Raw genomic sequence first — 13,953 nt, 5'->3', positions numbered from 1 at the left:
TGTGATACGTACCTGGTTATTCGGCGTTTACCAATAATCCTCTCGGAGATCTCAATCAATAAAGGTCCTATATCATTCTTTTGAAACATGACAAAAAATACCAAGTAGCTTAGAGCTACTTGGTAAGTTTATTTATTATTTTATTGTACATTCACACGTACTGCAAAGCTTGGCATGAAGTATGAACTAACTGAGTTATACTCTAATGGTGTGCCAGGTTGAGAAGCGTGGATGTAACCACCACCACCTGTTGCGATTGCAACATGGTATGTTCCTCCTGGTGATCCCCAGAAATATAAATCTCCTGGTTGAGCTTCAGCTACACTAATTTGAGTACCAGCATATTCTTGTGCTCCAGTATAACCACCTACATCAATACCATAAGTTTGCATAAATACATATTGTACGAAACCTGAGCAGTCAAATCCGCTAGGTGATTTTCCACCCCATACATATGGAGTTCCTAAATATTGTGAAGCATTACTTAGTAATGCAGAAACATTTCCGGTTGCCGCCGGTGCTGATGCTGCCGCCTCTTCTTCAGCTGCAATTCGTGCTGCTTCTTCCTCAGCTGCAATACGCGCCGCTTCTTCTTCAGCTGCAATACGCGCTGCTTCTTCTTCAGCCGCAATTCGTGCTGCTTCTTCGGCTTCATAATTATCTTCATTTCCAAAGTCTTCAACAACGGGTGCTTCTGTTACTTCTGCTACTGTCTCTTCAACAACGGGTGCTTCCGTTACTTCCGCTACTGTTTCTTCAACAACTGGTGCTTCAGTCACTTCCGCTACTGTCTCTTCGACAACTGGTGCTTCCGTTACTTCCGCTACTGTCTCTTCGACAACTGGTGCTTCCGTTACTTCTGCTACTGTTTCTTCGACAACTGGTGCTTCTGTTACTTCTGCTACTGTTTCTTCGACAACTGGTGCTGCTACTTCAGGTAAATCTACTTCGTTGGTTACAGTTGTTTCTTCAACCTGAGCTGCTGCCGCAACTAATGCCGCTTCTTGAGCTGCTGCTTCTTCGGCTGCCATACGAGCTGCTGCTTCTGCTTGCGCAATAGCAATCGCTTGTTGTTCTTCGAAAGCTGCTTTTTCTGCAACTAAAGCATCACGATGTCCCGCTGCTAAAGTAATGTCTCCAGTAAGCGCGTTGTAAACTTCTTCGTTAGCATTTTGTTGCTCTTCTAATGAAGCTTTCAAACCTTCTAATTCGATTTGTTTATTAATTTTTTCTTCTTTTGCCGCTTTTACTTCATCTTGTTTTTTAACAACTTGTTCTTTATCTTCTTTTTGAGTTGCTAATAAATCTTTATTTGAAGAAACCATTTTACGAACAACGTCTAAACGTCCAACAAATTCGCTAATAGATTCTGAAGAAGCAATTAAGCTTAAGTAATTAGTGCTACCACCATTCGCTTGAACTGCTCTTGCTTGATTATCTAATAGTTCTTCACGTTTTGCGATTAATTCTTCTAATTCTTCGATTTGTCCGTTTAATTCTTTAATTGCTTCATCGTCTTTGGCGATTTCAGCTAATAAAGTTTCAGCTTCTTCTTTTAATGCTGTTAAAGCTTCGTATCCTAAAGCTAATTCAGAATATAAGGCTGCTTGTTGTGCTGATAAATTATCAATTGCAGCTTGAGTATCATTAATAAGTGTATCATAATCTTGTGCAAATGTTACGATCGGTGAAGCAACAGAGCCTAAGATGATCGTTGACGTAAATAAGGTTTTAAATGCTTTTTTAGTAAAGCTCAGCTTCATTGGTCCATCTCTCCTAGTTAAAATATTTTTATATATCATTCAGTATATGAGGGTCTCCCCCTCTTTAATAGCTGAGACTATCTTAACACATGCAAATCGGATATTGTTGAATTTATCCAAATCGTATTTACTTTGTAACATAGTTGTAAACTTACTCAATGCTTTTCACCTCAATGTTACAAACTATAAAAACAGGGAGTGGGCAAGTAGAAAACCAGATAGTTTTCGTTTCTTCTGCCCATCCCCCTACAACAGTTGAGGCTACTCAACCACTGTGCTTTTTATTAACGAGTAAAAACTTGACTGAATTGAACATGTATAGGCTTAGACTCATTAAGACGCAGTTTGAGGCCACTTAAACACCGCGCAATAAATTAAATAGATGAGACCAAACAGTTAATTAATGTGTTAGCTAACGTCTGTTAGTCGAATAAAAAATCTACTTAATTTTAGTCAGTTAAAGTAACTAAATAATAATTTTTCTTACCACGTCGAACAATAATATATTTGCCACCAATCGCATCATCGGTAGAAACTTCATAATCGACATCCGTAATTTTATTGCCATTTAAGCTTATCGCACCATTGGTAATAAATTCTCTCGATTGACGACGAGAATTGACAATACCAGTGTCAACTAACCATACCGCCAAATTCTGAGTCGCTTGCTTAGCTTCAAATTGTGGCATGTTTTTAAATCCTTCTTCAATTTGCTTTTCAGAAAGATTTTGAACATCCCCTGAGAAAAGAGCTTCAGTGATTTGAACGGCTTCTGCTAATTCTTGTTCACCATGGACAAACTTCGTAATTTCTTCTGCTAGTGTTTTTTGAGCTAATCGCAAATGCGGTTCATTTTTAACCGATTCTTCTAACTTATCGATTTCTTCTTTCGATAAGAAAGTGAAATATTTTAAGAATTTTACCACATCTTCATCTGCTTGATTTAACCAGAATTGGTAGAATTCATAAGGCGTTGTTTTTTCCGGATCTAACCATACTGCACCACCAGCTGTTTTACCAAATTTTGTTCCATCGGACTTAAGCATCAATGGGATGGTCAAGCCATAAACTTCTGCTTCATGTCCTAGAGTACGTCGAATATAATCTAAACCGGAAGTAATATTCCCCCATTGATCAGCCCCGCCAATTTGTAATTGCACATCGTGATTTTTATGTAAATAAGCAAAATCAATCGATTGTAAAATTTGGTATGAGAATTCCGTAAATGAAATCCCTACCTCTAATCGACTGGAAACAATATCTTTAGCTAACATTGTATTAATGTTAAAATGCTTCCCATAGTCACGTAAAAAGTCTAAAAGTGAAATTTGACTTAACCAATCATAGTTGTTAACAATTCTAAAGCCACTGCTAGCGACGTCCCCTTTTAAGAATAACTTATCAAATTGCGCTGATAACTTACGTGCGTTCTCATTAACGGTATCCATCGTTTGTAATGAACGCTCTGAGGTACGTCCACTCGGATCACCAATCGATCCGGTTGCACCCCCAATTAACACTACAGGTTTATGTCCTGCTAATTGAAATCTCTTTAGCACCATAAATGGAATTAGATGTCCAATGTGCATCGAATCTCCTGTTGGGTCTACACCACAATAGAGGCCTATTGATTTAGTTTCTATTAATTTCTTTAATCCTTCTGCATCGGTCTGTTGATTAATGGCTCCACGCCATTCTAATTCTTCAATAATTGACAACATCCTCGCTCCTTCTCATTCATCTGTTATTATTATAATTTGTATAGGTTGTATTATCAACTTTTAATCTAACTTTTATCTTACCATTCAGATGGACTCCAAGCTTTGCCATCCAATTCTCCTTTTAATTGTTCTATACGATCTTGTTGTTTTTGATCTAGTTCTTTTAAAACGGTTAGTAATTGACGCAAAGGATAATCCTTAAGCTCATTAGCTAGTGGTTCCAATAAATTCTCATCCCACATTACAGTTCCTCCTCCAAATTGATCCCCATCAACTCTTCAATTTCGAACTCTTGCATTTCTAATTGTGAGATAAACGCCTGCCACAAAGGAGCCAAATTATGATCAGTAGCTATTTCTTCGCTAATCAATGTTTTTGCTCGAGCAATGATAAACCTCTGATAATTAGTTAAACGTTCCTCTTCGTTTGTCTCTAAGTAAAACAAATAACGCCACATCAAATGAGCTTTTTGTTGCTCATTGATATATTGGAATTGATGGATTGCGAAGATGGGTTTATAGTTCATCTTAAAATGACGCGCCAGCACTTCAAAGTTTGAGAGTAATTCAGAAACAGTTCTCCCCTCTCTTCCACCAGATTGATAATGCTCTTTCTTACCGCCTACCACTACCACAACCCCTAACGTTTTACCTTTGAGTTGACTTGGTTTTAATGTAGACCATACTTGATTAATCCATTCAAATAAGATTCCAGGGGCTTGATACCAATACATTGGAAATTGAAAAATAATTTGTTCAGCGGCTAACAAGCGATCTTGTTCTTGTTCTATTACTAAATTATTCATCACCTCATATAAATTCACATATTGAGCTTGAGAATAATTTAACCCTGACTCTAGTAAATATTGTTGGCTACTTGATTGATTAACATCCGGATGAGCAATATAACAAACAGTCTTCATCATACACCTCTTCTAAGCTATTTGCCTTCATACATCTTTTTATTCATATAGTGGAATGAGGCTCGGACGTTTGGTCCCAGCCTCATAAATAAAATTATTCAGTTTGATCTGATGAAACAGGTGGCTCAGGAGTCGGTTCTGCAGTTGTCGGCGGTTCCGTGACCGGTGGCTCTGTTACCGGTGGTGCTGTTGTTGGCGGCTCCGTTACTGGCGGTACTGTTACCGGTGGTTCCGTATATGACGGTTCAGGCACATATTGACTTTCTTCCGTGACAATTTCTTCCGTTACCACTTCTTCTGTTGTTTCTGTTTCAGTTTCTGTCGCTTCTAGCGTCTCACGATTTTCTTTCATCAACTTGGTTAGTAATTGAGACGGTTCTGCTGCAACTAAAGCAATATCATAATAACCTGGAATCTCACTTGCAATCTCAGTGAATGCTTTTAAGAAGACAGATAAATATTGATCTGCTTTTTCATTCAATTGTTTTAATAAGTTGTCATCTGTCACTTTGTCACGTAATTTTTCAAAATCACGTAAAGCTTTCGCAATATTACCAATTTGACCATCTTCAATATCAATTGCTTCTACTTTATTTAAGGCCTCAAGCGCTTTGTCAAAATTTTCAAATTGACCTTTTGCCTCGTTGATTAATTCCGTAATGGCCGTATTGAATTTATCTTCAGGAACCTCTTCGTCATCTAATAATAAACGCTTAGGCATGGTATCAATAAAATCGGTCGCCACTTTTTCAACATCTACTAATTTAAGGTTATCGGCTAAAACTTTTTTAGTTGCTACTTGATCACCTTTGATAACAGGGGTTGCTGAGCCACTATATAAATGATTAACCGCATCTAAGGCCGCTTTTTTCCATTCTACAATTTCAATTTCTACTAAGACTTTATTTTTGTCTGCTGTTGAAGCATTGACCGTATCGATTGCTTCTTTTAATTGAGTTAACTCATCATCAGCGATAGGTTCTTCCCTTAAAAATGATTTCTCATTAGGATTGACATAATAACCATCTATCTGCTGAACAACTTGATCCAATTGTTGAACTGTATTTACGGTCACTGGTTGAGTTGGTTTTGCTGTTTTATTCATACGGGTCGCGTAAAGCAACACACCAATCAACGCTAACAGGACAAGAATAACCAGTCCTTTAAAAATATTTTTCACTCATTTCACCTACTACTTAATATTTTCACAAAATACTAGCGTTATTATACAATTCATTAATATAATTGTAAAGGTCTGAACTAAATTCTATCGTGTGCTTGTTGAAGTTTGGTCAGGAATGGTAATAATAAATTTAGTTCCTTGTCCCAATTCACTTTCGACTTCAACTGTTCCAGAATGCGCTTCTACCAATGATTTCACGACAGCTAAACCAATCCCCGACTCACCAAACTCGGTATTTTTCCGTGAGATATCCGCTTTATAAAATCTCTCCCAAATACTTTTTATTTTTTCTGGTTCAATGCCAATACCATGGTCTTCAATCTCAATGCTAACACCTTTATTAACTTTAGTTGCACGTAAATTTATGTCGCTATCTTCCGAAAACTGGATGGCATTATTAACGATATTGATGATAATTTGTAGAATACGATCGTTATCAGCCCAGATTTTTAAATTTTCGGGAACAGAAATGACAATATGATTATTCTTCAAGGAGGCTTTGCTCTCCATTTGCGACTTAATTTGTTCAAAGAGTTGCTTAACATCAAGCCATTGTGGCTTCAAGACGATTTGTCGACTTCGAATCTTCTCATAATCGAGGTTTTCATTTACTAAACGGATTAAACGTTGGGTTTCTTTCATCACCAAATTCAAACTACGTTCTTTTTGCTCCTCAGGAATCATATCATATTGAAGCCCTTCTAAAACTCCACTCATTGTCGTTAAAGGGGTTCTCATTTCGTGGGCAGCATCCATCATCATTTGACGGCGTAGTGTTTCTTGTCTTTGAATTTCTTCTTCTGAAGCTTGTAATGAATTAGCCATCACTTGAAAATCGCGAGCTAAATCACTTAACTCATCGCTTCCTTGCGTATCCAATTCAATTTCATAATTTCCCGAAGATATTTGCCGAGTCGCCATCTGCAGTTTTTGAATTTTATTTGATTGATACATGGCATACAAAATGGACATCACAATTCCCAGTCCAGCCGAAATCAAAAATCCTAGCATAATATTTTGCTGAACCGCTTCTACTTGTTGATCCAATTCCGATAAAGGAGCCCCAATACTGATAATCCCTTCAGGGAATTCACTATATCCCCCTTGATTCGACACATAAACTGTCGCCATATTAACGAGTACGCCATTGTTATCATAACGAGTACTTCTTTGGATACCAATGGTTTGATCTTTCGTTATGCGACTTAACTGTTGTTCGGTAAGCTGCAATTTATTTCGCTGATCATAGGAAGGATAAATAATAGTTCCGTCACTTAAGTAAACTTGAATGACAATTTCTTTATCTTGTAAAAGTTCAGAGGCTCTTTCTAAATCATTTCTTGTAAAATGGTTGGCCACAATATTGGTCCCATACTGAATGAGTTCTTCTTGCTTATCTTGAAAAATACGGTTAGACATATACCGACTGGTTAAATAAGCACTTAACCCTAGCGCAACCATCAAAACCGCCATGACCCCAATAATTTGTTGCCATAACAACTTCATCTTATTCGCCTACTTCTTCATATTTGTAACCAACACCCCAAACCGTTTGAATTACTTGTGGTCCGACTACTTCTATTTTTTGTCTTAATTTTTTAATGTGTGCGTCAACTGTTCGTTCATCACCATAAAACGGATCCTCCCATAAGCTTTTTAGTAATTGTTCCCGACTGAAGACTCGCTTAGGATGGCTCGCAAACATAATTAATAGTTCGAATTCTTTTGGTGTTAAATTCTCGATTAATTGGTCATTATAATAAGCTTCTCGATTGGTAGTACTAATTTTCATTGAGTCTGTTACGACATCAAATGAACCTTCATCAACTGTTTCAACAGTCTTTTCTGGCTCTAAGTGTGCGCGACGATGCAAAGCTTTCATTCTCGCCATTAAAGTTAGCGGACTAAATGGTTTCGTGACATAATCGTCTGCTCCCATTTCCAAACCAATGACTTGGTCACTTTCAGAGTCATGAGCAGTTAGCATGATAATTGGTAATGTTTTGGAAATGTTTCGCATTTTCCGACAAATTTGAATGCCATCCATCGATGGTAAATTAATATCTAAAATAGCTAAATCCCAATTATTTGGATTGGCTTCATATGCTTTATAGCCTTCAAGGCCATCATGATAAAAATTCGCTGTAAATTGTTCTTTTTCAAAAAACATCGACATCATTTCTGTAACTGATTCATTATCTTCGATCATAATTATACGCATAATAATTCCTCCTTATCGTGTCAATTTCATTATACATCAATTTTTGAAATAATTAGAATAATATTACTATCAAAAAAGTGTTTTTATACAAAAATGTGTATTTATAAGTAAAAGAAAGACAGGAGAGATATAAATGAATCATGTTGTTTTAGTTGGGAGAATCGTTCGTGACCATGACTTAAAGACCGTCAATGACGACCATCGAGTAATTAACAATACTTTGGCGATTAATCGACGCCAACGCAATAAAGAAGGTGCTTTAATGGCAGATTTTATCCCTTTTGTTGCTTGGGATCATTTAGCTGACATCTTGGATAAGTATTCAATCAAAGGCCAACGTATCGCAATTAGCGGTCGCATGCAAAGTCGAAATTACCAAAATAGTGACGGAGAGACCGTCTATACTGTGGAATGCGTTGTCTCTGAAATCACCCTTTTAGACCGGCCAAATGGCACGCGGGAAGAGGGGTTACAATTTTCTGATGAAATAACTGAAGCTTTAAAACATGAAGCGATGGAAACGAATCAAGAATTAAGTACGCCATAACACTTTCATAATAAAAGAATAACGGTCCATCATTCGTAATAAAAATGATTGTTACTCATTACTCATATAATGAGAATAAACCATCGATATTTTAGTTAATGACGATTGTCTCCCCCTCCATACAAAGAACATCGTGTTCTCTATGAGCTCCAAAAGGTTAGACTTTCGGTCTAACTTGCGGCTTCACTACAAACACGATGTTTATTTTACTTTTTATTACTTAATATTGTTCATCCTTGAACCGGTAAAAAGAACTTGTTTCAAAGAAATAAAAGAGGTTGTTAATTAGACAGCTCCTCAGCAATTTGAACGAGCTTTCTTAATCGATGGTTCACTCCAGATTTAGAAATCGGTCCACCTGGAATTAATTCACCAATTTCCTTCATCCCTAAATCGGGATTGTCTAATCGAAATTGCGCCATCTCTCTTAATTTTTCTGGTAAAGAATCTAATCCTCGTTTTTCAATAATTAATTCAATGGCTTCTCTTTGTCGATTGGAAGCTTCAACCACTTTATTTAGGTTAGCATTTTCACAGTTTACTAAACGATTAACAGAATTTCGCATATCACGAACAATCCGAATATCTTCAAATTTTAACATTGCTCGATTAGCCCCAATAATCGCTAGAAAGTCTGATATTTTCTCCGCTTCTTTAATATACGTAATATAGCCATTGCGTCGGGTAATGGTCTTGGCGTTTAGATTAAAATCATTCATCATTTTACAAATATCTTCATTATGAGATTCATAATTCGAATAAATTTCTAAATGATAACTATTGGCCTCTGGATTATTAACCGATCCTCCCGCCATAAAGGCTCCTCTTAAATAAGAACGTTTTTTCTGATCATTCTCCATAATTTCAGGCGCTACATCTGCTTTAATAAAAGCACCATCAAAGATACCTAAAATTTCTAGCACTTCTTTAACATTTTGTCGGCAACGCACGATATAAACATTATTTTTCTTTAATTTCATCTTTCGACGAACAATTAATTCACTGTCAACAGCAAAATGTTGTTTAAATAAAGTATACATTCGTCTAGCAATCGCTGCATTTTCACTTTGAACATTTAAAATGAGAGACTGTTGATAGATACTCACGGCTCCGTTCATACGGATAAGCGCTGTTAACTCTGCTTTCGCATGCTCCCGATGTACTTCAATTAAGGTACATTCTTTTTTTACCTCCGAAGCAAAAGTCAACGGTCCATCACACCCTTCTATTTTGATAATTTACTTCTTACATATAATTTATGTGTATCTAATAAATGAGCTAATTCCTCAACCACTAGTTCAGTATCGTGATATGCGCCACCATTTTTCATACTTAAAAAACTATTTGAAATGACGCGGACACCCTGACTTCTTAAGCCCATAAAATCATGTTTAACTTGTAATAAATATTCTTCATTTGGTTGGTTTAAAATATAGTCTTCTGGTACTTCGGCAATATTCACTAAAACCGTATCGATATAATGACCGCCTAAATGCTGGTTTAAAACTTCAACATGGTTGGCATCCGTAAAAGATTCTGTTTCTCCTAATTGGGTCATGATATTACAAATGTAAATCACTTCTGCTGAGGTATTGCGAATCGCTTCTCCAATCTCGTCAATCATTAAATTAGGCAGAATGCTTGTATATAAACTTCCCGGACCTAAAACAATCATATCGGCTTCCATTATCGCTTCAACTACTTTCGGACTGGCAATTTTCGCTTCATCACCAAGACGGGTCGTAACTGAAACTTCCTTAATCTTTTTGCGATGTTTGGCTATCTGAGACTCGCCAACCGCAATCGTACCATCTTCAAATAACGCATTCAATACTAATGGTTCTTGTGCTGCTGGCAATATTTTTCCTTTCACCTTCATATAGTTAGACAATATTTCCAAAGATTTATCCAACGAACCATTCATTTCTTTCAAGGCAGCAATGATTAAATTTCCAATGGCATGTCCTGCTAAAAAGGCATCTTCACTATCAAAGCGATACTGAAATACATCCAGTAATAATGGGTCACTTTCAGATAACGCAACCATACAATTTCGTATGTCGCCCGGAGGAACGACGTTAATATAGTCTCGAATAACGCCACTACTTCCCCCATCATCAGCAACCGTTACGATGGCACTCACATAAGCATTTAAATGCTTGAGTCCTTTTAAAATGACCGGAAGTCCGGTTCCGCCACCAATAACGGCTACTTTATATTTTAGTTTATTTTCTTCACTCATGATCTAACTACACTTTCTTTTTTCTTAAAGCGATCGCGATGAGAGATTTTAGTTTCATAACCGCTATTCTTTAAATGTCGTCCCACTCGTTCGGCCAAAGCAATCGAACGGTGTTGTCCTCCAGTACAGCCAATTCCAATCACGACACTAGACTTACCTTCTTTTTTATAACCTGGTAGACATAATTCAATTAAATCAATAAATTTTGCATAGAAAGCTTGTGTCTCGGGTTGTTTCATTACATAATCGTAGACATCTTGGTCCAATCCGGTCTTATCTCTTAGTTCATCCACATAATGCGGATTAGGTAAGAATCGCACATCCATCATCACATCTACATCGATTGGCGCACCATATTTAAAACCAAACGACACTACTTGCACATGAAATGTTGATTGCTTTTCAGTTGCAAAAATACTAATCAATTGCTCACGTAATTGTCTCGGCGTAATATCACTCGTATTAATAATCGTTTGTGCACGACTTCTTAAATCCTTCAGCATTTCACGCTCAAGTTTAATTCCTTCACTCACACGTCCCATGGTTGCTAATGGATGATTTCTGCGTGTTTCTTTATATCTTGATACTAACGCTTGATCATCGGCTTCTAAAAATAGAATCTTGGTGGTAATCATTTGTGTATTATCCATTTTAGAAATAACATTGGTTAATTCATCAAAAAAATCACGCGATCTTAAATCAATTACTAATGCAATCTTCGTAATTTTTCCTGATTCCTTGATTAATTCCCAGAATGTCGGGAGCAAGTTAGGTGGCATATTATCCACGCAATAATATCCCAAATCTTCGAAACTTTGAACTGCAACTGTTTTACCAGCACCACTCATACCAGTAATAATGACTAATTCAAGAGCATCTGACATGGAATCGCCTCATTTCCTTTATTTTTAAATTTATTATAACATACTCCACTATTTATTGTCTTATTTTGTTCACGGTGTTAAGTTCTTTTGCTATAATGTAGCTATTGAACCATACTAAAGGAGTATGCACACATGATATTACTACAAGTAAATGATTTGGCAAGACGTTTTGCCGATGAAACCTTATATGAAAATGTTAATTTTAGTATTCAAACCCGTGACCGTATCGCCCTCGTTGGTCGTAACGGAACTGGAAAATCAACGCTTATCAAGCAAATTATGAACCAAGAACCTATTTCTAGCGGCACCATTTCAAAGGCTAAAGGGCTTAAAATTGGGTATTTAGAACAGCATGTAGCGATTGACTCACAGCGAACGATTTGGGAGGAAATGCTTCATACATTTGAAGCAACCTTAAAGTTAAGAGATGAAGCACAAGAAGCGGCTGATCGCTTAGCTCAATTAGCTGATCATCCTGAAAGTACTGAATACCAAGAAGCTTTACATCAGTATGACCAGTTACTTGAAACATTAAACAATAAAAACGCCTATGCCATTGAATCTGAGATTCGAACAGTATTACACGGATTTCGCTTTTTCGAAGAAGATTATCAAACTCCTGTTCAAGCTTTATCTGGTGGGCAAAAAACACGTTTAGCACTCGCACAAATTTTATTAATGGATTATGACTTATTAATCCTTGATGAGCCTACTAACCATCTAGACATGGAAATGCTCGCTTGGCTCGAACAGTACCTCGTAGGATATAAAGGCGCTCTACTAATCGTCTCCCACGACCGCTATTTTTTAGATAAAATTACCAATCAAGTCATCGAATTGCGTAATCATACTGCTAATCTCTATAAAGGGAATTATTCTTATTATATGAAAGAAAAAGAATCACGTTTAGAACTTGAATGGAAAGAATATCAAAAGCAACAAGTCACGATTGCAAAACTTGAGGAATTTGTTCAAAAAAATATTGCTCGCGCTTCGACAACGAAGAGGGCTCAAAGTAGACGTAAGCAATTAGAAAAAATTACTCGATTAGAAAAGCCAAAACAAGACCAAAGAGCACCCCGCATTCAGTTTTCAACGGCTAGCGAAAGTGGCGAACGCGTGCTTGAATTAGAAAATCTAAGCATCGGCTATCAATCTGAAGTCATTGCCGAAAATATTCAATTGGATTTAAGAAAACAAGAAGCCATCGCAGTCGTCGGGCCAAACGGTGTTGGTAAATCTACTTTATTGAAAACGATAATTGGGGAAATTCCCCCAATTAAAGGCGAAATTATGAGAGGTACTGGATTAGATATTGGGTACTACGCTCAAAATGTTAATATGTTAAATCCTGACTTAACGGTTTTAGAAACTTTATGGCAAGCGCACGATACAACTGATGAATGGATTATTCGCAGTATTTTAGGTAGCTTCCTTTTTACTGGCGAAGCCGTTGAAAAGAAAGTGTCGATGTTAAGCGGTGGAGAAAAAGCTCGGCTAACTTTAGCTTTATTAGCTACTGATCATGATAATACCTTAATTTTAGATGAGCCTACCAACCACTTGGATATTGATAGTAAAGAAGTATTAGAACAAGCCTTAATTGAATTTGATGGTACACTCTTATTCGTTTCGCATGACCGTTATTTTATCAATCGAATTGCCACTCAAATTTTAGAGATTACCCCAACGGGTTCTAACCTGTACTTAGGAGATTATGATTATTACTTACATAAAAAAGAAGAGTTAGCAATTCTTAAACAAGAAGCTGAGTTGAAAAATAAAACCAATGCTAACCCTACTGAAAGTACAACTGCTACTAAAGGTCAAGCTCAGTTATCCTTCGAAGAAAGTAAGCAATATCGCCGTGAATTGAAGAAATTAACCCAGCAGGTTGATAAAGTGACCGCAGAGCTAGAAATGGTAGAACAAGCAATTGAAACTTTACATCATCAAATGGCGGATGCTTCTACATTGAATCAACAAGACGAATTATTAAAAATGCACGAGGAACTTATGGACTTAGAAAACCGCCAGGAAATCTTAATGGTGGAATGGGAAGAAGCTAGTTTAGCCCTTGAAGCGTTAGAGGAAAAAAACAATTAATGTGGCCGTTAATATTATGTAGCATAAACTACTCACTATTACCACTCTAATCTAGTAGCATTGTTTTAGCCGGCAGTAATGCAATAACATAGAGTGGTTTTCGTATGTACTACCAATAAGCTTTGGCTCAATTGCAAGCATTTAAATAAAGCGACATCTTTTCAAACTTATTGAAACTTTACTCTATGAAAGAATGAACAAGCAGTGATAATGGATTGATTTCACTGCTGCTCACTCTTTGTTGAGTTGAGAGGTTTTTATTTATCTTCTGTCGCATTCATTCTTTAACTTACAGTCAATATGACAAAAAAACAGGGAGTGGGCAAGAAGTAGAAAATCAGTTGATTTTCGCTTCGTCTGCCCA

At 36.8% G+C, this 13,953-nt stretch carries 12 protein-coding genes; 2 read left to right on the top strand and 10 right to left on the bottom strand.

Annotated features, from left to right (window positions below; genetic code table 11):
* Positions 1-140: 140 nt before the first annotated feature.
* From HMPREF2811_RS08710 to HMPREF2811_RS08685, 7 genes are all read right to left on the bottom strand, one after another.
* The gene (locus tag HMPREF2811_RS08710; RefSeq protein ID WP_071408998.1) at positions 141-1,763 is read right to left on the bottom strand and encodes a C40 family peptidase; all 1,623 of its coding nucleotides are present in this window, start codon (positions 1,761-1,763) and stop codon (positions 141-143) included.
* Between the two features lie 449 nt (positions 1,764-2,212).
* Positions 2,213-3,481, bottom strand: a complete 1,269-nt coding sequence (tyrS, locus tag HMPREF2811_RS08705) for a tyrosine--tRNA ligase (RefSeq protein WP_071408999.1) — start codon at positions 3,479-3,481, stop codon at positions 2,213-2,215.
* A gap of 80 nt (positions 3,482-3,561) precedes the next feature.
* Positions 3,562-3,726: a hypothetical protein gene (locus tag HMPREF2811_RS11470; RefSeq protein ID WP_157064777.1), complete on the bottom strand. Its 165-nt coding sequence runs from the start codon at positions 3,724-3,726 to the stop codon at positions 3,562-3,564.
* Positions 3,726-4,406 (bottom strand): NAD(P)H-dependent oxidoreductase, encoded by a 681-nt coding sequence (locus HMPREF2811_RS08700; RefSeq protein WP_071408997.1) that lies wholly within the window; start codon positions 4,404-4,406, stop codon positions 3,726-3,728. The genes HMPREF2811_RS11470 and HMPREF2811_RS08700 overlap by 1 nt, the downstream gene beginning before the upstream one ends.
* A 94-nt stretch (positions 4,407-4,500) precedes the next feature.
* On the bottom strand, positions 4,501-5,586 hold the full coding sequence (locus HMPREF2811_RS11465) for a hypothetical protein (protein WP_071408996.1): 1,086 nt from the start codon (positions 5,584-5,586) through the stop codon (positions 4,501-4,503).
* A gap of 87 nt (positions 5,587-5,673) precedes the next feature.
* Complete coding sequence (locus tag HMPREF2811_RS08690; protein ID WP_071408995.1) at positions 5,674-7,095, bottom strand: sensor histidine kinase; 1,422 nt, start codon at positions 7,093-7,095, stop codon at positions 5,674-5,676.
* A gap of 1 nt (position 7,096) precedes the next feature.
* Positions 7,097-7,810 (bottom strand): response regulator transcription factor, encoded by a 714-nt coding sequence (locus tag HMPREF2811_RS08685; protein WP_071408994.1) that lies wholly within the window; start codon positions 7,808-7,810, stop codon positions 7,097-7,099.
* A gap of 133 nt (positions 7,811-7,943) precedes the next feature.
* Here HMPREF2811_RS08685 and HMPREF2811_RS08680 point away from each other — a divergent pair, with 133 nt between their 5' ends.
* Positions 7,944-8,357, top strand: a complete 414-nt coding sequence (locus HMPREF2811_RS08680) for a single-stranded DNA-binding protein (protein WP_071408993.1) — start codon at positions 7,944-7,946, stop codon at positions 8,355-8,357.
* Positions 8,358-8,638: 281 nt separating this feature from the next.
* Here the strand turns inward: HMPREF2811_RS08680 and whiA are convergent, their stop codons facing one another.
* Genes whiA through rapZ form a run of 3 tightly spaced genes read right to left on the bottom strand, consistent with a single transcriptional unit; the run spans position 8,639 to position 11,483 of the window.
* Positions 8,639-9,565 carry a DNA-binding protein WhiA gene (whiA, locus tag HMPREF2811_RS08675; protein ID WP_071408992.1) on the bottom strand — a complete coding sequence of 309 codons (927 nt, stop codon included), beginning with the start codon at positions 9,563-9,565 and terminating at the stop codon, positions 8,639-8,641.
* A gap of 17 nt (positions 9,566-9,582) precedes the next feature.
* Positions 9,583-10,599 carry a gluconeogenesis factor YvcK family protein gene (gene yvcK, locus HMPREF2811_RS08670; RefSeq protein WP_071408991.1) on the bottom strand — a complete coding sequence of 339 codons (1,017 nt, stop codon included), beginning with the start codon at positions 10,597-10,599 and terminating at the stop codon, positions 9,583-9,585.
* Positions 10,596-11,483, bottom strand: a complete 888-nt coding sequence (rapZ, locus tag HMPREF2811_RS08665) for an RNase adapter RapZ (protein ID WP_071408990.1) — start codon at positions 11,481-11,483, stop codon at positions 10,596-10,598. Before rapZ ends, yvcK begins: the two co-directional genes overlap by 4 nt.
* A 132-nt stretch (positions 11,484-11,615) precedes the next feature.
* Between rapZ and HMPREF2811_RS08660 the strand changes: the two genes are divergently transcribed.
* Positions 11,616-13,589 carry an ABC-F family ATP-binding cassette domain-containing protein gene (locus HMPREF2811_RS08660; protein WP_071408989.1) on the top strand — a complete coding sequence of 658 codons (1,974 nt, stop codon included), beginning with the start codon at positions 11,616-11,618 and terminating at the stop codon, positions 13,587-13,589.
* Positions 13,590-13,953 lie beyond the last annotated feature (364 nt).

It is taken from the genome of Globicatella sp. HMSC072A10 (genome assembly GCF_001811625.1).
GTDB classification, from domain to species: Bacteria; Bacillota; Bacilli; order Lactobacillales; family Aerococcaceae; genus Globicatella; species Globicatella sanguinis.
Note: the sequence above shows the minus strand (reverse complement) of the source record. Positions and strands in the feature narration are given on the sequence as shown.

Coding starts and splice junctions, on each gene's coding strand:
- yvcK (WP_071408991.1), bottom strand. CDS start 10,599: ATGAGTGAAGAAAATAAACTAAAATATAAAGTAGCCGTTATTGGTGGC.
- HMPREF2811_RS08690 (WP_071408995.1), bottom strand. CDS start 7,095: ATGAAGTTGTTATGGCAACAAATTATTGGGGTCATGGCGGTTTTGATG.
- HMPREF2811_RS08685 (WP_071408994.1), bottom strand. CDS start 7,810: ATGCGTATAATTATGATCGAAGATAATGAATCAGTTACAGAAATGATG.
- HMPREF2811_RS08660 (WP_071408989.1), top strand. CDS start 11,616: ATGATATTACTACAAGTAAATGATTTGGCAAGACGTTTTGCCGATGAA.
- HMPREF2811_RS08680 (WP_071408993.1), top strand. CDS start 7,944: ATGAATCATGTTGTTTTAGTTGGGAGAATCGTTCGTGACCATGACTTA.
- HMPREF2811_RS08710 (WP_071408998.1), bottom strand. CDS start 1,763: ATGAAGCTGAGCTTTACTAAAAAAGCATTTAAAACCTTATTTACGTCA.
- rapZ (WP_071408990.1), bottom strand. CDS start 11,483: ATGTCAGATGCTCTTGAATTAGTCATTATTACTGGTATGAGTGGTGCT.
- HMPREF2811_RS11470 (WP_157064777.1), bottom strand. CDS start 3,726: ATGTGGGATGAGAATTTATTGGAACCACTAGCTAATGAGCTTAAGGAT.
- HMPREF2811_RS08700 (WP_071408997.1), bottom strand. CDS start 4,406: ATGAAGACTGTTTGTTATATTGCTCATCCGGATGTTAATCAATCAAGT.